The 22,729-nt window shown below is 40.1% G+C and carries 22 protein-coding genes and 1 tRNA gene; 16 read left to right on the top strand and 7 right to left on the bottom strand.

Annotation, left to right across the window (positions count from 1 at the left end; translation table 11 throughout):
* Positions 1–23 precede the first annotated feature (23 nt).
* A complete protein-coding gene (locus KIH23_RS00460; protein ID WP_213210675.1) occupies positions 24–506 on the bottom strand; it encodes a DUF1761 domain-containing protein in 483 nt (160 codons plus the stop codon).
* Positions 507–752: 246 nt separating this feature from the next.
* On the opposite strand from KIH23_RS00460, the gene KIH23_RS00455 reads away from it, so the two are divergent.
* The 5 genes from KIH23_RS00455 to KIH23_RS00435 all read left to right on the top strand — a co-directional run bounded on the left by KIH23_RS00455 (position 753) and on the right by KIH23_RS00435 (position 4,163).
* Positions 753–1,604 (top strand): Two component regulator three Y domain protein, encoded by an 852-nt coding sequence (locus KIH23_RS00455; protein WP_213210674.1) that lies wholly within the window; start codon positions 753–755, stop codon positions 1,602–1,604.
* 70 nt (positions 1,605–1,674) lie between these two features.
* Entirely contained in the window at positions 1,675–2,526 is an 852-nt protein-coding gene (locus KIH23_RS00450; RefSeq protein ID WP_213210673.1) for a Two component regulator three Y domain protein, read from the top strand.
* A 192-nt stretch (positions 2,527–2,718) separates the two neighbouring features.
* Positions 2,719–2,791: transfer RNA gene (locus KIH23_RS00445), tRNA-Met, on the top strand.
* A 51-nt stretch (positions 2,792–2,842) separates the two neighbouring features.
* Positions 2,843–3,727 (top strand): GTPase Era, encoded by an 885-nt coding sequence (gene era / locus KIH23_RS00440; RefSeq protein WP_213210672.1) that lies wholly within the window; start codon positions 2,843–2,845, stop codon positions 3,725–3,727.
* Positions 3,728–3,731: 4 nt separating this feature from the next.
* Complete coding sequence (locus tag KIH23_RS00435) at positions 3,732–4,163, top strand: cupin domain-containing protein (protein WP_213210671.1); 432 nt, start codon at positions 3,732–3,734, stop codon at positions 4,161–4,163.
* Between the two features lie 198 nt (positions 4,164–4,361).
* On the opposite strand, the gene KIH23_RS00430 is transcribed toward KIH23_RS00435, so the two are convergent.
* The gene (locus KIH23_RS00430) at positions 4,362–4,856 is read right to left on the bottom strand and encodes a hypothetical protein (RefSeq protein WP_213210670.1); all 495 of its coding nucleotides are present in this window, start codon (positions 4,854–4,856) and stop codon (positions 4,362–4,364) included.
* Positions 4,857–4,979: 123 nt separating this feature from the next.
* Between KIH23_RS00430 and der the strand changes: the two genes are divergently transcribed.
* On the top strand, positions 4,980–6,290 hold the full coding sequence (gene der, locus KIH23_RS00425; RefSeq protein WP_213210669.1) for a ribosome biogenesis GTPase Der: 1,311 nt from the start codon (positions 4,980–4,982) through the stop codon (positions 6,288–6,290).
* Positions 6,291–6,339: 49 nt separating this feature from the next.
* On the opposite strand, the gene KIH23_RS00420 is transcribed toward der, so the two are convergent.
* The 5 genes from KIH23_RS00420 to KIH23_RS00400 are packed head-to-tail and all read right to left on the bottom strand — an operon-like array spanning position 6,340 to position 9,531.
* Positions 6,340–7,143, bottom strand: coding sequence for a TPM domain-containing protein (locus KIH23_RS00420; RefSeq protein WP_213210668.1), 804 nt, complete (start codon positions 7,141–7,143; stop codon positions 6,340–6,342).
* Positions 7,143–7,580 (bottom strand): TPM domain-containing protein, encoded by a 438-nt coding sequence (locus KIH23_RS00415; protein WP_213210667.1) that lies wholly within the window; start codon positions 7,578–7,580, stop codon positions 7,143–7,145. Before KIH23_RS00415 ends, KIH23_RS00420 begins: the two co-directional genes overlap by 1 nt.
* Positions 7,581–7,590: 10 nt before the next feature.
* On the bottom strand, positions 7,591–8,172 hold the full coding sequence (locus KIH23_RS00410; protein WP_213210666.1) for a LemA family protein: 582 nt from the start codon (positions 8,170–8,172) through the stop codon (positions 7,591–7,593).
* Between the two features lie 49 nt (positions 8,173–8,221).
* A complete protein-coding gene (locus KIH23_RS00405; RefSeq protein ID WP_213210665.1) occupies positions 8,222–8,554 on the bottom strand; it encodes a MerR family transcriptional regulator in 333 nt (110 codons plus the stop codon).
* Positions 8,554–9,531 (bottom strand): M23 family metallopeptidase, encoded by a 978-nt coding sequence (locus tag KIH23_RS00400; RefSeq protein WP_213210664.1) that lies wholly within the window; start codon positions 9,529–9,531, stop codon positions 8,554–8,556. The genes KIH23_RS00405 and KIH23_RS00400 overlap by 1 nt, the downstream gene beginning before the upstream one ends.
* A gap of 262 nt (positions 9,532–9,793) precedes the next feature.
* Here KIH23_RS00400 and alaS point away from each other — a divergent pair, with 262 nt between their 5' ends.
* The 10 genes from alaS (at position 9,794) to KIH23_RS00350 (ending at position 22,729) form a co-directional block, all read left to right on the top strand.
* A complete protein-coding gene (gene alaS, locus KIH23_RS00395; RefSeq protein ID WP_213210663.1) occupies positions 9,794–12,430 on the top strand; it encodes an alanine--tRNA ligase in 2,637 nt (878 codons plus the stop codon).
* Positions 12,431–12,521: 91 nt separating this feature from the next.
* Positions 12,522–13,298, top strand: a complete 777-nt coding sequence (locus KIH23_RS00390; RefSeq protein ID WP_213210662.1) for a hypothetical protein — start codon at positions 12,522–12,524, stop codon at positions 13,296–13,298.
* A 76-nt stretch (positions 13,299–13,374) separates the two neighbouring features.
* Positions 13,375–14,322 (top strand): GSCFA domain-containing protein, encoded by a 948-nt coding sequence (locus tag KIH23_RS00385; protein ID WP_213210661.1) that lies wholly within the window; start codon positions 13,375–13,377, stop codon positions 14,320–14,322.
* Positions 14,323–14,431: 109 nt separating this feature from the next.
* Entirely contained in the window at positions 14,432–14,932 is a 501-nt protein-coding gene (locus KIH23_RS00380) for a hypothetical protein (RefSeq protein ID WP_213210660.1), read from the top strand.
* Between the two features lie 21 nt (positions 14,933–14,953).
* Positions 14,954–15,325, top strand: a complete 372-nt coding sequence (locus KIH23_RS00375; RefSeq protein WP_213210659.1) for a hypothetical protein — start codon at positions 14,954–14,956, stop codon at positions 15,323–15,325.
* Positions 15,326–15,348: 23 nt separating this feature from the next.
* Positions 15,349–17,181, top strand: coding sequence for a PQQ-binding-like beta-propeller repeat protein (locus KIH23_RS00370; RefSeq protein WP_213210658.1), 1,833 nt, complete (start codon positions 15,349–15,351; stop codon positions 17,179–17,181).
* Positions 17,182–17,252: 71 nt separating this feature from the next.
* Positions 17,253–18,665 (top strand): PD40 domain-containing protein, encoded by a 1,413-nt coding sequence (locus KIH23_RS00365; RefSeq protein WP_213210657.1) that lies wholly within the window; start codon positions 17,253–17,255, stop codon positions 18,663–18,665.
* A gap of 17 nt (positions 18,666–18,682) precedes the next feature.
* A complete protein-coding gene (locus tag KIH23_RS00360) occupies positions 18,683–18,964 on the top strand; it encodes a hypothetical protein (protein ID WP_213210656.1) in 282 nt (93 codons plus the stop codon).
* Positions 18,965–19,019: 55 nt separating this feature from the next.
* Positions 19,020–20,957, top strand: a complete 1,938-nt coding sequence (locus tag KIH23_RS00355) for a tetratricopeptide repeat protein (RefSeq protein ID WP_213210655.1) — start codon at positions 19,020–19,022, stop codon at positions 20,955–20,957.
* A 2-nt stretch (positions 20,958–20,959) separates the two neighbouring features.
* Positions 20,960–22,729 (top strand): tetratricopeptide repeat protein, encoded by a 1,770-nt coding sequence (locus tag KIH23_RS00350; protein WP_213210654.1) that lies wholly within the window; start codon positions 20,960–20,962, stop codon positions 22,727–22,729.

Raw genomic sequence — 22,729 nt, 5'->3', positions numbered from 1 at the left:
ACATTATATTGTCATTTTTGGGTTTATTGCCAAGCGCAAATGATGCCGCCCATAACCATAAACGTAACGGTCCAGTATCCGCCAACAATGAGTGAATACTTATAAGTTCTACGCTCGTATAGCGCATTGGTTGCTACCATTGGTAAAGCTAAGAACAATCCGGTCATAAAACCATGTAAGGCTCCGTGTTTGAATGTTCTGTATGCAGAGCCATAATCAGCCATGAATTCGGTGTATGATGCTTTGGCCGTTTCCGGATGCCCACCTACCATACCCATAGCACCAAATTGATGTACGGTTAGCATCTGAATGATAAAGCTGATTAAAAAAGCATAAAAAAACGAAAGACCAAAAATCATAGCCATATTGGCGCCTTTCATTTTTTCTTCGGTAGTTCCTGATTCACGCATCCATATGTTGCCAAAAACTTTTGGATTATACCAAACAAAGCCTATCATCATTGATGAGGCGGCAGCTGCTAAAAGTGCTAAGAAGTTAAATTCCATAATATAGTTTTTAATTGGTTAGTGTATCAAATGTAGGCTATTTTATGACACAAAATCATCGTTTTGGATGTTTTGAACTCTTTCTCAAGCTTCTAATCAAATGCTGATAATTTTATTTTTGAATCAATATTTGTAAGAAAAAACCATCATAAAAATTTAAAAACATGCATTTTGTCGATTTTTTTTGCAACTTGTCGATGTTGTGTGTAGTTTTACCTCGTCAAAAAAACATAAACCAAATCTGTCATGAAAAAATTATCTACTTTAATCTTGTCACTTGTTGCTAGTGCTTCAATGATGGCAAACATCTCAGATGCAGAGAAAGAAGCTTTGATGAAATTGCACAAAGCCACTAATGGAACTCAATGGACCAATAAATGGGATTTGAAATCTCCTGTTGAATCTTGGTTTGGCGTTAAGATTGTCAACGATAAAGTAGTTGCAATCAACTTGCAAAACAATCATTTGTCGGGTGAATTACCGACAGAAATGGGTAATTTAATCAATCTGCAAAGTTTGAATTTGTTCAAGAATGACATTTCAGGCGTTATTCCAAATTCAATCGGAAATCTAAAACAACTCAGAAGCCTTAACCTTGCATTCAACAAACTTTCTGGTAAATTGCCCGAATCGTTATGTGAAGCTACCGGATTAGTTGTTGTTGAGTTGCACATGAATAGAATATCAGGTGAAATTCCGGCCAACATCGGAAATCTGCAACATCTAAGAACTTTTTCAATGTATAATAATGAGCTTACCGGAAATATTCCAACTTCATTATACAACATTAAATCACTCAAATCATTATTGCTCAGCAGTAATAAATTGACCGGAAAGCTAGATCGTGAAGTTGCCAATCTATCTTCATTAGAAAGTTTGAGCCTTTTTGAAAACAACATGCAAGGACAAGTTCCATTTGATTTAGAAAAATTGAGCAACCTCAAAGAGATGAACATTTCATACAATATGTTCAGTGGATTGGTCTCAAAAAACTTGGCGCAACTTGATACCCTCAACATGACCATGATTAATGATAAAGGTTTGGCGGTGAACTTAGAAGTTGCCGATAAATCTTCAGCTTTAGCCAACGAAGATTAAAAATAGACACCCTTTTTTCCCAAAAAAAATACTACTACTACCAACTTAAAACAAACAAAATCTCCCTAAGATGAAAAGAATTACTACAGCGCTGCTGATGCTGATGGTTACCTTACCAATGCTCGCAGGAATTTCGATGGCCGAAAAAGATGCCTTGGTAAAGCTCTACATTTCAACCAATGGCACCCAATGGAAAAACAAATGGGATCTCAATGCTCCGGTCAATAAATGGTTTGGTGTTAAAATGAATGGTGATAAAGTGATTGCACTTGATTTATCCAACAACAACCTTACCGGACAACTTCCTGCAGAAATTGGGAATTTGGTTAATCTTCAGAAGCTTAAGCTCACCAGAAATCGCATCTGGGGCGCTATTCCAGCAAGCATCGGAAATCTCAAAGAACTAAAGATATTGAATCTTTCATTCAACTTGATGTCTGGCTCATTGCCGGTGGCTTTAGGCGATATGACGAAGCTTCAATCAATAGAGTTGTTTATGAATCAATTCTCAGGAGCACTTCCGAATCAGTTGGGCAACTTAAAACAACTTAAAAAACTGTCACTTTACAACAACGAATTTGAAGGTGAATTACCGGTTGCTTTGTTTGAGATGACTTCTTTGAAAGTGCTTTTACTCAACAGTAACAAATTTTCAGGCAAACTTGACAAAAAAGTAGCTAACCTAACCAACCTTGAAGTGTTTAGTTTGTTTGACAATAATTTACAAGGCCAAATTCCATTTTCACTTGAAAAGTTAAATCATTTAAAAGAGATGAATATTTCTTATAACGCCTTCTCGGGTCCGGTTTCAAAAAACCTTTCTGACTTGGATGCGCTCAATATGACGATGATCAATCAAGAAGGTCTGGCTATGAATTTACCGGTGACCGATAAAAATTCGGCACTGACCAACGAAGAATAATTTTTACAGAATAAATAGTTTTTTTCATAATTAATAGTTAATCATTGTTTTAAATTAAATTGAATGGGTTGAAATGCCGCCTGGGTTAGGCGGCTTTTCGTTTTTATATACATCAAAACAAAATTGATTTGATTATTTTTTTAAAAAACCTTGTGTTTATCAATATTCGTCGTATATTTGCCCTCGAAACAGCGCGGGATAGAGCAGTAGGCAGCTCGTCGGGCTCATAACCCGAAGGTCACAGGTTCGAGTCCTGTTCCCGCTACTAAGCAACCCGAAAGGCTCCTCAAAAGGGAGCCTTTTTTTATTTCTCAATATGACACACAAAGCAGGCTTCGTCAATATTATCGGTAACCCCAACGTCGGCAAATCAACCCTCATGAATGCTTTTGTGGGCGAGCGACTTTCGATTATTACTTCCAAAGCGCAAACCACTCGACACCGCATTTTAGGCATTGTCAATGGCGATGATTTTCAGATGGTTTTATCAGATACGCCGGGCATCATCAAACCGGCCTATGAAATGCAAGCCTCAATGATGCAGTTTGTCAAAAGTGCTTTTGAAGATGCCGATGTACTCATCTATATGGTTGAAATTGGCGAACAACAACTCAAAGACGAAGCGTTTTTTAATAAAATTGTTCATTCCAAAGTGCCGGTATTGTTGCTCATCAACAAAATCGACACGTCCAACCAAGAAAAGTTGGAAGAACAAGTTGCGCTTTGGGCGGCCCAAGTGCCCAATGCCGAGATTTATCCCATTTCAGCTTTGCAAAACTTCAACGTCACCGAAGTCTTCAATCGCATCTTAGCGCTTTTGCCCGAGTCACCGCCGTATTATCCAAAAGACACACTTACCGATAAACCCGAGCGATTCTTTGTCAACGAAAACATCCGCGAGAAAATCCTGCTCAACTACAACAAAGAAATTCCTTATGCCGTCGAGGTCATGACCGAAGAATTTATTGAAGACGAACGCATCATCCGCATTCGCTCGGTGATTATGGTTGAGCGCGACACCCAAAAAGGCATTATTATCGGACACAAAGGTGAGGCGCTCAAACGCGTCGGAATGCAAGCGCGCGCCGATCTTGAAAAATTCTTTGGCAAACAAATTCACATAGAACTATACGTCAAAGTCAACAAAGATTGGCGATCCAATGCCAACCAACTCAAACGATTTGGTTATAATCCACAATAAGGTCATGAAAAAAGGAACGCTCGTTTTGTTGTTCATGCTCAGCCAAAGCATTTTCTCGCAAAGCAAAACCTTGCCCGAAGGCTGTGTTCAATATACGCCCGAACAAATGCCCTGGGTAGGCAATGTCCCTAATTTACCACCCGGAACCCAATTTTGCGCGCTCTATGGCGATGTCAAAAAACAAGGTTCGTTTGCCGTGCGCTTGCAATTACAGCCCAACATCGCGCTCAAAAACCATTACCATGAGCAGGATGAAGTAGTCACTGTACTTGAAGGCTCGGTATCGGTTTCATTTCCTGGTCAACCGGCGCAAACCTTTGGCGCAGGCAGTTTTTACGTCAACGCAGCCCATACAGAACACGCCGTGCAAGTCGGCCCGCAAGGCGCTACTTTGCAAATCAATGCGCAAGGCCCTTGGACCGTCATCTTTAAATAATTCAGATTTTTTGGGGCGTGCCCCTGCGGGTCAGGCTTTCCGCTGCAAGTCCTCGCACATCGGCCAGCGCTTCTCCTGGCTCCTCACTAAAACAATCCACCGGATTGTTTATTAACGCTCGGCCCTCTGCGGGCTTTTCGCTTCAATCCTTCACGCGCCTTCACGCGCTGGTGTTCCATGAATCATCTGCCTTTCAAATCACTCAATAATCTTCAAGAATAAGGCTTCGAGTTCATCCATTTGTCCGGTGCCGTTAAATCGAATCTGTCGCGCAATAAAATACAACAGAAACCAAACCACCACCATCAAAAACATCACGAGCAAATCCAAATTATAAGGTTGTTTCAACCTCAGATTTGAGTATAACATTGCGCCAAAAACAGTAAAAATCCCGGCCACGATAAAGTGCAAAAACATAAACAAAGTCCAAAGTGTCTGGTCTGGGCCAAACAAACCGCGAATGTGCGTATGGTTTTCTTTGGGTTCAAGTTCCAGATGCAAATGCGGCGACCAATATTGTTTTTTGTTGCCTGAGACAAACATCCAAATGTGGTTGTCACAAATCTTAACTTTAAAATTTTCTGATTTTTGCGCGGTAAAAGTTTCAAATTTTTGGCGCAATTCTTCGGTGCTGGCCGTAACATCTTTATAAAACCGAAGCCGTAAACGCATGGTTTGAGCGGTATCCATCATACGTGTAATGAATTAAAGGTTAATGTTTGGGCCGTTGTAAATTAGTTTGCTCATAGCTAATGTAGCAAATTACTAGTGATTTACCTGATTAAAGTTTACCTTTGCGGCCAATTTTACAAGAATATGAGCAATATAGTAGCCATCGTCGGAAGACCCAACGTCGGAAAATCAACGTTGTTTAACAGACTTATCCAGCGCCGTGAAGCCATTGTCGATTCGGTATCTGGCGTTACGCGTGACCGAAACTACGGCAAAAGCGAGTGGAACGGAAAAGCCTTTTCAGTGATTGATACCGGCGGTTATATCCACGGTTCAGACGATGTTTTTGAAGGTGAAATCCGCAAACAAGTTGAGTTGGCCATTGATGAATCTGATGTGATTTTGTTTTTGGTGGATGTTGAAGAAGGCATCACGCCTATGGATGAAACTGTTGCCAAATTGTTGCGCAAAGTCACCAAGCCGGTTTTACTTGTGGTCAATAAAGTTGATAACGCCATGCGCGAGAAAGATGCGGTAGAATTCTACAACCTCGGTCTCGGCGAATATTTTACCATTGCCGGAATGTCGGGCAGCGGAACTGGAGATTTGCTCGATGCGCTTATTGCTGCGTTCCCGGAACAACCCGAGCCTACGCAAGAAGAAACAGAACTTCCGCGATTTGCGGTGGTTGGTCGTCCGAATGCCGGAAAATCAAGTTTTATCAATGCGCTTATTGGCGAAGATCGTTTTATGGTAACTGATATTGCCGGAACCACACGCGATGCCATCGATATGCGTTACAACCGTTTTGGATTTGAGTTCAATCTGGTTGATACAGCCGGTATTCGCCGTAAGGCCAAAGTCAAAGAAGATTTAGAATTTTATTCGGTGATGCGTTCGGTGCGCGCCATCGAAAATGCCGATGTGTGTATTTTGATGATTGACGCTACCCGCGGATTTGAAAGCCAAGATCAAAACATTTTTTGGCTGGCACAAAAAAACCGCAAAGGCGTTGTGATTTTGGTCAACAAATGGGATTTGGTTGAAAAAGATACTTTATCCACTCGCGATTATACTGAGAAAATCCGTCAAGAACTCATGCCTTTTACCGATGTGCCTATTTTGTTTGTATCGGCACTCACCAAACAGCGTTTGCTCAAAGCTTTAGAAACTACGGTTCAGGTATATGAAAGCCGCAAGAACAGAATTTCGACGTCAAAGTTCAATGAGCATATGCTCAAGATTATTGAAAACTATCCGCCGCCCGCGCTCAAAGGAAAATACGTTAAAATCAAATACTGTATGCAGTTGCCCACCGCAACGCCTCAGTTTGTGTTTTTTGCTAATCTGCCGCAATACGTAAAAGAACCGTACAAGCGCTTTTTAGAAAATAAAATCCGTGAGCAATGGGATTTCTCAGGCGTTCCGATTGATATCTATATTCGTGAGAAATAATAAAAAAAGCCTCTAATTTACAGAGGCTTTTTTATTTGTTATTTTGCGTTTACCAACTTCCGCCGCTTCCGCCGCCGCTAAAACCGCCGCCACCGAAACCGCCTCCAAAGCCACCTCCGCCAAATCCACCACCGGAACTTCCACCTCCAAAGCTTCCTCCGCCAAAACCGCCTCGGCCCAGACTGCTCAGAATGATGGCGTCCATCAAGCTGGTTCCGCCGCCGATGCCTCCGGAATTTCCGCCACCGCCTTTTTTACTTTTAGAAATAATCACCAACAAGATGATGACAAAAATAATAATCGGCAAAACCGGAAATGATTTCTTGTGCTTTTTGTGTTTTGGGTCGGCTTTGTATTTGCCTTTAAAAACATCAATAATGGCATCGGTTCCTTTGTTCAATCCAGCATAAAAATCACCTTTTTTAAATTCGGGAACAATCACGTTACGCGTAATCTCGCCGCCAATACCCGCAGTGAGTCGGTCTTCGAGTCCGTATCCGGCCGAAATCCAAATTTTCTTTTCTGCTTTGGCTAGCAAAATAATCACGCCGTTGTCGTTCTGCTGGGTTCCACCAATGCCCCATGCGTGGCCCCATTTCGGAGTCAGAATTCCGATGTCTTCACCTTTGAGGCTTTCAATGGTAATCACCACAATTTGGGTAGAAGTTGAATCGGCATAACGTATGAGTTTTTGCTCTAAGGCCGATTTGTTTTCCGGGCTCAAAATCTGCGCATAATCATACACGCTGGTTTGCAGATCGGGTTTTTTAGGAATATCAAATTGTGCCCAAAGATGCGTGGTCAATAGCAAGCCAAAAACAAGTAAGCTTTTGAATAAGAATTTTGTTTTCATCAGCCTACAGAAATTTCGTTGGATAATTCATTGGTGTCATCTTCGGCACACGGAAAATGCGTTTTGAGTTGCTCGCCGGCCATTGTAATTCCATCCACCAAACCTTGCATAAAACGTCCGGCTTTAAAATGATGGGCCATAACTTCTTTGGTTTTATCCCAGAAATCGTCACCAACAATCTCGTGAATGCCTTGATCGCCGCAAATAGCAAACGCGCGATCCTCTACAGCTACATAAATCAGCACGCCGTTTTTAAGCTGGGTCTGATGCATCTCAAGCATGTGAAAAACTTCCAAAGCGCGCTCATAGGCCGCCTTGGAAGTTGTTTTTTCAATGTGTATTCTAATCTCGCCCGAAGTTGCTGTCTCAGCCAAGCGAATGGCTTCAATCACCGCAGCTTCTTCAGACTTGGTCAAGAAATCTTCAACTTTTGACATTGATTTTATATTAGAATTTAACCTCTACCGGTTTGTCAGCGCCTTCAGCTGATTTGAAGTAAGGCTTCTCAGGATAACTGCCCAAGAACATACTTTGCGGCATGGCCAATACATAGCCGTTGTAGGCTTGAACTGATTCGTTGAAACGCGTTCTGGCTGTTAAGATTTGATTTTCTGTGCTGGCCAATTCATCTTGTAATTTCAAGAAATTTTCGTTGGCTTTAAGCTGCGGATATTGTTCTACCGAAACCAATAATCTTGATAATGACGAGGTAACTCCGGTTTGCGCTTGTTGAAACTGGCTCATTTGCTCCGGTGTAATGTTGCTCGGATCAATGGTTACCGAAGTGGCTTTGGCGCGCGCTTCAATCACGGCAGTCAAAGTGCTTTTTTCAAAATCTGCAGCACCTTTTACGGTGTTGACTAAATTTCCGATTAGGTCATTTCGTCTTTGGTAAGCGGTTTCTACGTTACCCCATTCTTTACCCACGGCTTGGTTGTAGCGCAAGGCCGAGTTTTTTACGTTCATATAGTAAAATAATAAGAGCACAACGACTCCTCCAATAACTATCCAAGGCAAAAATTTTCTCATGTTTGTTCGATTTAATGTTTAATATCTAGTTTTAATTTAAAATTCAAGGTTATAACTCGTCTTTGATTTTGAGCAATTGCTCTTTGATTCCTTCGAGTTTGTTGATGATTTCATATTTGTCCAGCGACTTTTTCTGACCTTCTTTCAAATGCGTTTTGGCGCCTTCTAAGGTAAATCCGCGCTCTTTGACCAAATGATAAATCAGTTGCAGATTTTTGACGTCTTCTTGGGTAAACATTCGGTTTCCTTTGGCGTTTTTCTTGGGTTTGAGAATGTCAAATTCTTTATCCCAAAATCGAATCAACGAAGCGTTGACATCAAAGGCTTTGGCGAGTTCGCCGATACTAAAATATCTTTTGTCGGGTGATAATTCTACTTGCATCAGTCTAATGATTGGTTTTCTTGGTTAGCTAATTTTGAAATGGCTACATATTCAGCAGCCGAAATATTTCCGTAATAATAATTCAGTGGATTCACCACTTCGCCGCCTTTATGCACTTCGTAATGCAGGTGCGGAGCCTCAGAGCGTCCGGTGCTGCCCACATATCCAATAACATCGCCGCGTTTCACACTTTGTCCGGCGCGACAGTTATAACGACTCAAATGCCCATAAAGTGTTTCATATCCATAACCATGGCGAATAACAATATGGTTGCCGTAACCCGAAGCCGTATTGTCGGCCCGTGCTACCACGCCATCGCCGGTGGCATAAATCGGAGTTCCGGTTTTGGCCGAAAAATCCATGCCTTCATGAAACTTGCGCACTTTGGTAAACGGGTCGGTTCTGTATCCAAAGCCCGAAGCCATCTGGCGCATTTGCTCATTTTTAACGGGTTGAATCGCCGGAATTGCCGCGAGCAATTTGTTTTTTTCTTTGGCCAATTTTAAAACCTCGTCCAATGATTTGGATTGAATCACGAGCTCTTTGGCAATCACATCCATGCGTTTTGAGGTGCTCACCACAAGCTCAGAATTGTCATAACCTTCCAACTCTTGATAACGATTCACACCACCAAAACCGGCTTTTCGCTGTTCTTCAGAGATGGGTGCGGTATTAAAATAAGTGCGGTAAATATGGTTGTCTCGGTCTTCAACATTGGCCAAAACCTCTTCAACCTGATCCATTTTTTTGTTCAAAATGGCGTATTGCAGTTTAAAATTGTCAATCTCGCGCGTGAGCAAACGGTCTTTGGGCGTTTCAAAAAAAGGCGTATTCAAAAGCACCACAAAACTCAAAAAACCAAACAGCGCCGAAGCCAATAAAAACAAGGCGGCATATCCGAATTTTGTTCGCTTCTTGGTCTTGATTTTCCGATAGGCCAGATTTTCGGAATCGTAATAATATTTTACCTTCGCCATGTTTTAAAAAATCCTATTTTTGCGCTCAGAAAACGTTGGTCGAACAAATTTAAGAAATGTTTCTAATGCGCGACGGCTTTTTCTGCAATAATCATTTTTTGGCGCCATTTCCGGCTGTCCGCTGTATCTTTTGAGCCGTTGCTCGGCCCAAAAGGATGCCGCTTCCATCCGGGGCGAAGATTTGAAAATATGAAGAAAGTTCAACTTCAATTGTTTTTCGACACATTTTCAAATTTCCAAATTTCCAAATTTTCAAATTTCGATGACATCACAAGAAATCCGCAAGAAGTATCTTGACTTTTTTCAAAGCAAAAATCACTTAATCGTTCCATCGGCGCCCATCGTGCTCAAAGACGATCCAACCCTGATGTTCAACAACTCGGGCATGGCTCAGTTCAAAGAATATTTTTTGGGCAATGCTACGCCCAAAAGCCCGCGTATAGCCGATACCCAAAAATGTTTGCGCGTTTCAGGTAAACACAACGATCTTGAAGACGTAGGTTTTGACACCTACCACCACACCATGTTTGAAATGTTGGGCAATTGGTCGTTTGGCGATTACTTCAAAAAAGAAGCATTGGCTTGGGCTTGGGAATTTCTGACCGAGGTTTTAAAGCTCGATAAAGACCGATTGTATGTTTCGGTTTTTGAAGGTAATCCGTCTGAGAATGTGCCTTTTGATCAAGAAGCTTTTGACATCTGGAAACAATATGTGTCCGAAGACCGCATTATTCTGGGCAACAAAAAAGACAATTTCTGGGAAATGGGCGACCAAGGTCCGTGTGGTCCGTGTTCAGAAATTCATATTGATTTGCGTTCTGATGCCGATCGCGCTGCCGTTTCAGGGCGCAGTTTGGTCAACGCCGATCATCCGCAAGTAGTTGAAATTTGGAACAACGTGTTTATGGAATTCAACCGCAAAGCCGATGGCTCGCTTGAGAAACTTCCGGCGCAACACGTGGATACCGGAATGGGCTTCGAGCGTTTGTGCATGGCTATGCAAGGTGTTACTTCTAATTATGACACCGATGTTTTTACCCCGCTGATTGCCAAAGTTGAGCAAATCACGGGCTTAAAATATACTTCTAACGAAATCAAAAATATTTCAGAAGAACAAAACAAAACCAATATCGCGATGCGTGTGGTGGTAGATCACGTACGTGCGGTGGCATTTGCTATTGCCGACGGACAACTACCGTCTAACACCGGAGCCGGTTATGTAATTCGCAGAATTTTGCGTCGCGCTATCCGCTACGGATTTACGTTTTTGAATACCAAAGAGCCGTTTATCAACCAGTTGGTAGCCGTTTTAGCCGAGCAAATGGGTGCTTTCTTTCCGGAAATCAAAACCCAACAAAACTTGGTCACCAATGTAATTCGAGAAGAAGAAGCATCGTTCCTCAGAACACTTGAACAAGGTTTACAATTGCTCGATAAGGTTGTGGCCGAAACTTCCGGAAAAGAAGTCAAAGGCGAAAAAGTTTTTGAACTCTACGACACCTTTGGTTTTCCGAAAGATTTGACCGCTTTGATTCTCAAAGAAAAAGGATACACCTACAACGAAACCGAATTTGATTCAGAACTCGAAAAACAAAAAGCGCGTTCCCGAGCAGCTTCTGAAGTGGCCACCGATGATTGGACCATTTTGATGGACGGAAACATCGAGCAATTTGTGGGCTATGATCAAACCGAAAATCAAGTCAAAATCACGCGTTACCGCAAAGTCGATTCAAAAAAAGATGGCGTTTTATATCAAATTGTTTTAGATGCTACTCCGTTTTATCCGGAAGGCGGCGGACAAGTAGGCGATAAAGGCACACTCGTTTCTGCCAACGAGAGCATTGAAATCATCGATACCAAAAAAGAAAACAACCTGATTTTGCATTTTGCCAAAAAGCTTCCTGAGCATGTTTCAGCCGGTTTTGTGGCCCAAGTCAATACCGATTTACGCACGTCAACTTCAAAAAATCACTCGGCTACACACTTGATGCATTTGGCTTTGCGAAGCATTTTAGGAACGCATGTAGAGCAAAAAGGTTCACTGGTATCACCTAATTATCTGCGTTTTGACTTTTCGCATTTTAGCAAAGTAACCGATGGTGAACTGCAACAAGTAGAAACTTTTGTCAATGCGCGCATTGCCGAACAATTAGCCTTGGTTGAACACAGAAATATTCCGATTGAGCAAGCTTTAGCACAAGGCGCGATGGCTCTTTTTGGCGAAAAATACGGAGATAGCGTTCGGATGATTGAATTTGGGCAAAGCAAAGAATTGTGCGGAGGCATTCACGTAAAAAATACCGCTGATATCTGGCATTTTAAAATTGTTTCAGAAGGTGCGGTGGCAGCTGGAATTCGTCGTATTGAGGCGATTACCGGCGATGCGGTGAAAGACTTTTTCAATCAACAAGAAAGTGCTTTGGCTGCGATTAAAGAAACGCTCAAAAATCCGCAAGACACGCTCAAAGCAGTGGTTTCATTACAGGAAGAAAACGCCAAACTCGCCAAACAAATCGAGGCTTTGATGAAAGACAAAGTCAAAGCGATGAAGACGCAAATGGCCTCAGAAATACAAGACATCAACGGTGTTTCGTTTTTGGCCAAGCAAGTTGATTTAGACGCTCCGGGCGCTAAAGATTTGGCCTATGAACTCGCCCAAAACGCACAAAATATGTTCTTGCTTTTGGCTACTGCCGACGAGGGAAAACCGATGTTGACTTGTTATATCTCAAAAGAGCTTGTAGATGGCAAAGGTTTAAACGCCGGAGCTGTAGTGCGCGAACTCGGAAAATATATTCAAGGCGGCGGCGGCGGACAACCGTTTTTTGCTATGGCCGGCGGTAAAAACGTTGACGGAATTGCCGAAGCATTAAAAAACGCTATTCACTTTATTCAATAAAATCAGTTTTAACGCATTCGATAACAAGTTTTTATTTTTTTATTTAAAGCTTTTTAGTTTATTTGTGCGTGCTAAACCATTTCTTAACTCTATGAAAAAAATAACCTTATTATTCATTATGGCTTTGGGCATTTTTGCCTCATGTGTGCCTTACCCTGAAGAAAACCCAGATCCGATTCCGCCCGTGAGCAGTATGTTTTTGAAAAAAACCATTACTACTTTTGTGACTGGTGCAACTTTAGAAACCGAATTTACTTATGCCGGTTCAAAGATTGTTAAAGAGGAGAGTTCAGATGGTTCAAAAACAATTTTTACCTACAATGATCAGGATTTGATTACTAAATTAGAAGATTTTCAAGGAACTGAACTACAAGAAGTAAAAACTTATGTATACGATATCAGTGATAATTTAATCAACATGACTTCTATTCAGATGCCTTCAATGCAAGGTACTAAGTGGGTTTATGTGCACAATGCCGATGGTACTATTTCATACCAAAAGTTTACCGGTGATGATGTATCGCAAACAAATTTAGTAGCAACGGGTCTTATTTCGTCAACTAAATTAGTTGAAACCATTACTGATCCGGTAACAACCGAAGTTACCACCAATACGATTTTGTATACCTATGATAACAGAAATCATCCTTGGATAAATATCACCGGATTTGACAAAATCTATTTTGCTGATTCTGATTGGGCTTTAAACAACTTGAACAATGTGCTTACAGAGTCAGATCAATTAAATGATGAAGAGCCGGTTTTGCGCTTTACCAACGATTATGAGTATACCAATAATAATTTTCCATACAAAAGTAATACATCACAAAACAATGTAATTACTGCTACGACGAATTACTTTTATTAAAATCTATTTTATTTTATTTAAACCCGACCTGTAAAGCGTCGGGTTTTTTGTTTTCTTTGCTTTAGTTATTAAAAACATGCAACTTCATACTATTTTTTCAGTAAAAGCTGATGCTCATCCAATTAATTACCAATCAAATTTGGTTTTGTTGGGTTCATGTTTTGCGCAAAATATGGGCGAGAAGTTTTCTTATTTTCAATTCAAAGCCTCTATTAATCCATTTGGGATTATCTTCAATCCTATTTCACTAAAAAAAATTATCGAGCGAGCCGTAAATAATCAAATGTTTACACCCGCTGATTTTTTCTTTCACAACGAGCGGTGGCAGTGTTTTGAGCTGCATTCTGAACTGTGCCATCATCAAGCCGAAGAATTGCTCAACGAACTTAATCTTATCCTCAAGCAATTCAAAACTGATTTGCAAAACGCCTCACACATTGTTATTACGCTGGGCACGGCTTGGGTCTATAGACATTTGACTTCACAACAAATCGTGGCTAATTGTCATAAGGTTCCGCAAACTGCTTTTCATAAAGAATTGCTTTCTGTCGAGCAAATTAAGCAATCACTTTCCGAAATTACAGAGTTGGTTCGCAACCTGAATCCTAAGGTTCGTTTTGTTTTTACCATATCGCCTGTCAGGCATTTAAAAGATGGCTTTGTTCAGAATCAACAAAGCAAAGCACATTTAATCTCTGCGCTTCATGAATTTTTGGCAACCGATGCCAATTCAAGCTACTTCCCAGCTTACGAAATCATGATGGATGAGCTGCGCGATTATCGTTTTTATGCCGATGATTTATTGCATCCGAATGCTTTGGCCATAGAATATATATGGCAAAAATGGACGGTGAGTCATATCAATTCAGATTGTTATGCAACAATGAATGAAGTTGATAGCATTCGAAAAGCTATAGCGCACAAGCCGTTTCATCCTAATTCTGAAGGTCATCAAAGGTTTTTAAGCCAACTGCAAATCAGAATTCAGAATTTGCAAAGTCAGTTCGACTTTATTTCTTTTTAATCATTATTCATAAAATTTCGTACGAAATTAAATACGTATTTCTTCGTATTGATTAGCACTTGGGTTTGTTCCAGTTTTGTATCATAAACAACTTTAAAACGATAACAAAATGAAAACCCTAATCCGTATTGCTCAATCTACACTTTTAATAGCCACATTGTTTTTGGCTTCGTGTAGCAAAGATTCAAGCTCGAGCAGCAACCCAACACCTTCGGGCTCAAATTATTTTAAACTTGACGGAACACTAGTTACCCTTGATGAGGTTAATGTAACCGTTTATGACAATGCCATTGCCGGCGGAAGATACATAGATGTGTATGGTTTAAAAGGTGGCGAACAAGTGCTTGAATTACACATGCCGGCAGCCGTTGGAAATTATCCGGCACAACATACTAGTTTTAGTATGACGAGTTCTTGGTTGACGTATCAAAACCCAACCGAATCTAATTTTGAATTGGCTGATTTTCATTCAAATTCAGGAACTATGAACGTGGCGACTTTTAACGAAGCCGATCAGAAACTTGTAGCTACGTTTTCTTTTGTTGGTGGCAACTCAGCATCGGCAACACACAACATCACCGAAGGGCATTTGAATCTAACAGCCTTTTAAATCACTTAATTTTCTTTAAACATGAAAGTTCAACCTGTTTATTTATTGATCTTTTTGTTTTTCTTCTTGAGCCAGCATTCGTTTGCTCAGCGACCGGTTTTAACCGATGAGGAACAAGTAGCAGAAATGGTCACCAAAGAAGTGGATGAGATGTATCATTCAGAAGAGTTTCTCAAAAAGAAAAACAAAAAATTTGCCGAGGTCAAAGGCACCATGGTCGTTGATATAGGCGTGGTGCAAAACGGAAAAGTATCGTCTTTCTTCAAAGTCGATAGCGAAATCAAAAACATTGACTTTATCAATTTTATGTCTGATTACATTCTCTCACACAAATTCAAATTCAAACTTCAAAAACAACAGCGCTATAAGGTTCGCTACAGTATAACCTTTTAAGTTCAACCTAAATATTATGTAACATGAAAAAAGTAACTCTTGCCTTGTTGGCCTTCGGGATGATGGGCACATATTCAGCTCAGGCTCAATTAGGAGGCCTTTTAGGTAAAAAATCTGCCGGTAAAAAATCAGGAAGTTTTGCTACCGTTTGGGAAGCAGAATTTGACAATAAAGCTACCCGTTTGGCTATTAGTGATGGCGATGGAAATTATATAATTGGCACCGACGATAACTCAGCGACAGTTCTGGACTCTGAAGGAAAAATGATTTGGAGCGGTGATTACAAAAAACTCACAACCAACAAAACCAACAATTCCGAGTATCAATACACCATCTGGAAAGAAGGTAAAAAAGGCGGCTATTTATTTTTATTTGATGCGCGCAAACTTGGTACTGATCGCGTGGCGGTTATAGATATTGCTACTGGTAAAGAATTGTGGAACTCAGAGTTGTATCAAGATCTAATTCCAAAAGACAATAAAGGTCTTGAAGGAACCGATGACGGAGAACTAGATACCGTAAAATATATTTACGAACTCGATTCATTTTTGATCTCACAGCGCAACTCGATTATTTTAGTTAAAGCGGCAACAGGTGAAAAAGTATGGGAAACCAATCGTTTCAAAGGTGGTGTGGGTAAATATGTCTACGATGCTAAACGCAATGAAATTATCATGGTCAACTACAAACCAACGGCTTTGGGCGCTTTGTTTTCAGGCTTTAAAAACCAATTGGTACGCATTAATGCAGCCAACGGAGATGTGCTTTGGGATGCCACTTTTTTAGGAACCATCGAAAAAGAATTGGTTACCCGCAGAGCGATTATTGATTTGTGGATCAAAGGCGATAAAATCTTCATGTACCTTGACGGGATGAACGTTTACGACTACAATACCGGGCAAAAATTATGGGCAGTCAACTATGAAACCGATATGCAAGGTGCCAACGGAGGTTTGTTTAGCGGAGGTAAAAGATCAAAAATCTATCGAACTTTAGCTGATCCGTTGTTTACTGAGGATGCCGTTTATTTGGTGATTTTAGGAACCCGTGACCGAACCAAATACGTTGAAAAACACGATTTAAATTCAGGTAAGCTTTTGTGGGCTTCTGAGAAAATTACCGGTGCCTTCTGCATGCCTAATATCTATAAAGCCAACGATAAGATACTTGTTCAAGTGGGCGGTAAAGTTCAGGTTCAAGAATGGCGACTTGAAGAAAGTGGTGGTTACGGCGGATTTGGCGCAGCAGGTTTTGGCGGAGGTTCTACAAAAAGATGGGTTCCATACATTTATTGGGATTACAAAAACCAAAAAAACTCAGTTTTGTGTATCGATGATAAAACCGGGCAAACCGCTTGGCGTTCTGAGCGCTTTGACAAACGTATCACTGATTTTATCTTAGACAACAACAAAACTGTATTTGTAGGCGATGGCGATGAGTTTTACGGATATGACATTGCATCAGGCAAGCAACTCTTTGATGTAAAACACAATGATGCAAGAGTAGGTCGTGCAGCAGATGTAATTGACTTTGATGACAAAGTAGTTGTTCTCTCAGAGAAGGGATTAGCAGCTTATTTCAAAAAAGACGGTTCACGTGCTTATGCAACTGAAAAAATCAAAGGTGTTGACTTTTTCTATCATATCGGTGATAATTACTTTCTTAGAGATCAACGCAACAGCAAAAATATTATTTACGGAATTGACATGACCAATGGCGAAACCAAAGGCTCAGTACAGTCTAAAGGAAAAGGCGGAAGCCCAAAATACGGAGACGGCATTGATATTTCAGCAGACGGTGAATACATTTTTGCCTTTAAAGGGCGCAAAGTTGAAAAAATTAAAGTAAACAATTAGATAGGTTGAACGCTATGATTGTTTCGGGCTGCTGGAAGAAATTTTGGCAGCCTTTTTTTACTCATTTAACCATGAAAACAAAAATATCATACCTAATACTAATTTTGGCTTTTTCAGCTAGTGCGCAGCAAGTTCAATGGGCCAATAAACTCATTAAATACTCATCTGATTTAGGCGGAAAACAATTTGGCATCAAAAGAATTTTGGGCAAACCCGATGCCTTTCCGCAAGGTGGTCTCTCCCCGAATGCTTGGACACCCAAAAATGCTTTAGACGGACGTGAAATTGTTGAGGTTAGTTTTGAAAAGCCACAAAACGTAAAGCAGGTGGCCGTTTTTGAAAATGTCAACGCGGGTTGTGTAGTGCGTATTGCTTTGGCTGATGCTTCGGGCAGTTATCAAACGGTTTGGAGTCGCAAAAAGGATTGGAAAACACCTACTTATAAAGCCACCATTCCCGCTGATCGGAATTATTATTTTCGCAAAAAGCGTCGTAAAATTCAAGATGCGCCCGAACTTTTGAATCCCGGTATTGAAAATGCTATTTTAGATCAAGTATATTCAAACATCACTTCGGTCAAAGTTGAATTTGATTTTTCGCTCTTGCCCGGACAAAAGCAAATAGACGCCATCGGTATTTCGGATAGTGAGGTTCTGCTCAAAGCTGAAGTAAATACAAATCCATATTTTTCGCAATTAGCCTTGCCAACACAGTTGCCTTTTAACACACATGAGGTAAGTGCTGTTGCGTTATCACAAGACGGAAACAAAATATATTTTTCTTCTTATGAATCAGACAAAGATCATGTTTACTCGGCCACCAAAACCGGACAAAATTGGGGCGCTGCGGTTTTAGAACCCGCGTTGAGCAACAATGATCGGTTCAATTTTATCGAATCGGTTGGAACACAATGGATGATTAAAGGCGGAAATCAATACAATAAAACGATTGGCGAAACGGGTTTTCAGTTCTATAAATCTTCAGACTATTCAGCTGGTGAGCCTATTAAAGTAACAGCTTATAACAATTACGGTGATACCGCCGATGCAACAGCTACCTCTGATTTGCAAACGCTGATTATGGCAGTTGAATCTGATTTTACACAAGGCGGAAGCGATTTGTATTTTGCTCAGCGCAAAGCCGACGGCAGTTACGGAATGCTTCAAAGTATGGGCAAGACGATTAATTCAGCTGACGAAGAAATCACACCGCAGCTGTTGCCCGATAACCGCACATTGTTGTTTAGTTCTTCGGGTTTTAGCAGTTACGGAAATTATGATTTATATGTGAGTTATCGATTGGACGATACATGGAAAAATTGGTCTGAACCGGTTAATTTGGGTCCGATAATCAACAGCGATTCTTTTGAAAGTTCGCCGTTTTATGACGCTGTCTACCAAAAATTGTATTTTATAAAATCAGTCAACGGAACACTTGAACTTTACTGGGTTGATTTGACTGCAACTGAACTGATGAAAAAATAACTTCAAACGGCAAAGATATGTTGGTTTTATTCGGAATTATCGCAATGATTTTTTTGTATACAGGATGGCATTTTGAACGCCACCGAAAGCAAGAACATGAGCGATTTGAGCTTCGGATGAAAATTTTGCAGCAAAATATGGCCAAGGGAAATCAACAAAATCAATTGTATCAAAACAAAATTGAGTTGATGACCGATTTTCATAAGCAATATGCTCACCGGCGAACCGAATTGGAGCAATCCATATATACACTCAACTATCAAATGCTTGAACTCATCAGTCAAAACAAAAACGATTAAAATTGGGTCATTTTCTTTGACTTGATTTTACTATTTTAGTGAGTAAATCAGTAGTATGAAATTGCGTTTGCTATTATTGTGGATGATTTTGGCTTTGGCATCTTGCCAGAAGAAGCCTATAGTTAAAAATCATGAACTCACACCCAACCAAACAGAAATTATTAAACGATATAAAAAAATCAGTTATATCGTTAATACCTATCCAGATTCGATGGCTTACTATGCCGATTGGCTCGAGCGAAAAACACGCAACGAATCTGTATTGTATAAAGCCATGGCTCATTTTGCAAAGGGAATTTATCATCAGAGCAAATCAAATTACGAGTTGTCTAAAAAAGAGTTTGAGTATATTATTCAAACAGTTCACGATACAAAATACGACACAATTTGCGGGCGAGCCTATTTAGCGTTAGGAAACAATTACAAGAATACAGGCGATTATCCAAAAGCTATGAATTACTTGTATAAAACACTCAAAACCTACGAAAAACACCACAACAAATACGGAACTTCAAGTGCTTATGGTTGTATGGCGCAGATTTATTTGCAGAAGAATGACATCTCATCTGCCGAAGAAAATCTCAAAAAAGCCATCAGTATTATGGGCACTGATAAAGACAATCACTTTTATCTGATTTTTATTCATACGCTGGCCAATGTTTATGGTATGCAAGGTAATTATCAGGCAGCTTTGACGCTTGATCAAGAAGGCATTCGGATTTCAAAAAAACTCAAAATGCCACGAAACACTTCAACTTTTTATGATAACAAAGCCAATTGTTATATGTATTCAAATCAGTTGGATAGTGCTGCTTATTACTTTAATCAATGCTTGAAAATTGACACTGAGGTAGGCGAAAAAAAGCAAATTGCAGACACCTATAGCAATCTTGGCGCTTTGTTTTTTTATTCAAAAGACTATTCCAAAGCGCTTGATTACATGAACAAGAGTTTTGCTTTGCTTGAAGAAATTCACAACTTACCCAACATGATTCGCGCTTATGATGTAATGGCAGATATATATAAAGCCAAAGGAAACTATGTCAAAGCGCTAGAGCTCAAAGACAAAAAAGAAGCGGTGGTTGAACAAATGATTTCTGAGAAGAAAGAAGCTGCTTTAGCCGAATTTAAAGTGGCTTATGAAACCGAGAAAAAAGAAAAAGCACTAGCTCAAAATAGATTAAAGCTATTACAAAAAGAAGATGAAGCTCGTCAAAAAAACTATTGGATAGCAGCCTCGGTAGGTTTGGCTTTCTTTATAGCGCTTATTGGCGGATTGATTTATCGTCAAGAAAAAATCAAGAACCGACAACAAGAACAAGAGTTTAAACTCAAATCGGCTATTGCACAGATTGAAGCGCAAAACCAATTGCACGAACAACGTCTGGCCATATCGCGCGATTTGCATGACAACATTGGTTCGCAGTTGACCTTTATCATTTCATCGGTTGAAAATCTCAGATATGCTTTTGATATTCAAAATCCGAAACTCGACGAAAAGCTCACATCGATTGGTAATTTCACACGTGAAACCATTAGCGAATTGCGCGATACTATTTGGGCGATGAATTACCATGAAATTTCTATTGAAGAGCTTGAATCGCGTGCATTGAATTTTATCGAAAAAGGCAAAAACACCCACGATTATATTGATTTTTTGTTTGAGGTAGAACCAACCATCAAACAATTAAAACTGAGTTCATTGGTAGGCGTAAATTGTTATCGAACAATTCAGGAAGCTATTCACAATGCCATAAAGTATGCGCGAGCATCGCAAGTAAACATACAAATTACTTCTTTGAGCCAAGATGAAATTCAAATTGTGATTGCTGACAACGGAATCGGTTTTGACCCAAAAACCATCGAAAAAGGCAACGGTCTTTTAAATATGCAAAAGCGAATTGAGAACATAAACGGAGTTTTCTCAATAGAATCACAACCAAATCAAGGCACTCGAATCAAAATATTACTCAACAAAAATCAGTTGGTTTAAAGATGAATATATCTTGGCTTTTTATTTTATTATTGTTTTCGGTTCAACCCAAATTGCCGAGCCAAAAAGCTATTGATGCACTCAATCATATGCCTTATGAGCAAATAGTGGCAAAAGCGGCATTACTAGACCAAGAATTTATTGAAAACGCTCATGCTGCTCGTCAATTGGGCTATGTGCTGGGTGAGGCAGAGAGTTACAGCCATTTGAGTCTGATTTATTACACCCAAGGCAAATATGCTGCAGAATTGCAATATTCACTCAAAGCCATCGCCTTGTTTGAGAGACTGAATAAAAAAGAAAAACTCGCTTTGGCTTATGGCGAACTTGGTTATCGAATGAAAAGGCGTGATTTAAAAGCTGCACTTTATTATATGCAAAAAGCCAAGCGCATTGCCGAGCAAGGAAAATTCACCCAACCACTGTTGAGTATTTACAACAATTATGGCGTACTCAAAGAAATGCAACAATCGCTTGATTCGGCATTGTATTTTTACCAAAAAGGATTGCTGCTCAAAGAATCTATTAATGATAGTGTTGGGTTGCCTTATAGTTTAAACAACATAGCGGGTGTTCATTTGCTTCGGGCTGAGTTTTTACAAGCCAAACCATTATTTGAGCGCGCACTTGATATCAGAATGCGCCGAGGTGACCGAGCCGGAATCATGGAAAGTTATTCGTGTTTTGGCGATTTTTATTTGATGCAAAACCATCCAAAAAGCGCAATTCTTTGGTTTGAAAAGGCACTGGCACAAGCCAAACAGCAAGGTTATGTTGATTTTGTACAAAAAAGCCACAGAGCACTTTCAGAGAGTTATGAAATGCTTGGTGATAACAAGCAAGCACTCCGGCATTTCAAGGCTTACAGTCAATTTAAAGACAGTTTGATCAATACCCAAACCAACAACAAAATAGCTGAATTAGAAATTCGGTTCCAGACCAACGAGAAAGAAAAAGAAATCGCCCAAAACAAAAATGAGCTACTCGAAAAAAACATCGAAGTCAAAAATGCGCGCTACCAAATGGGCGGAATAGGATTGGTGGCTTTGTTTGTTTCGTTGTTGGGTTATTTGTTATATCGTCAGCAAAAGCTCAAAATAAGTCAGCAACATCAAGAATTTGAACTTAAAACAGCCATTGCCCGTATTGAAACCCAAAACCAATTGCAAGAACAACGATTAGATATATCGCGTGATTTGCATGATAATATCGGCGCGCAACTCACTTTTATTATTTCATCGGTTGATAATCTCAAATATGCTTTTGATATTCAAAACCCAAAACTCAATGTTAAGCTTGACAACATCAGCGCGTTTACAAAATCAACTATTGTAGAATTACGTGATACCATTTGGGCAATGAATGCCAACGATTTGTCTTTTGAAGATTTGCGATCGCGGATGATGAACTTCATTGAAAAAGCACAATCTGCTCAAGAGCAAACCCAAATTATTTTTGAAATTGATCCGCAACTCGAAGCAATGGTTTTGAGTTCTGTACTTGGAATGAATGTATACAGAACCATGCAAGAAGCGGTCAACAATGCACTCAAATACGCCCAAGCAAATCTGATTCGAATTGAAATCAAAAAAACGACATCTGGATTTGAGATGAATATTCAAGATAATGGCCAAGGTTTTGACCTTCAAACTGTGCTCAAAGGCAATGGGCTGCACAATATGCAAAAACGCATTGAGCGTATAGGCGGAATATTTAATTTAACTTCAAAACCCGGCAGCGGAACCGAAATTTCGTTTATAGTTCAATGCTAA

The organism is Flavobacterium sp. CYK-55 (assembly GCF_018413465.1).
In the GTDB taxonomy this organism is placed as follows: domain Bacteria; phylum Bacteroidota; class Bacteroidia; order Flavobacteriales; family Flavobacteriaceae; genus Flavobacterium.
This window is presented reverse-complemented; position numbering and strand designations above follow the sequence as displayed.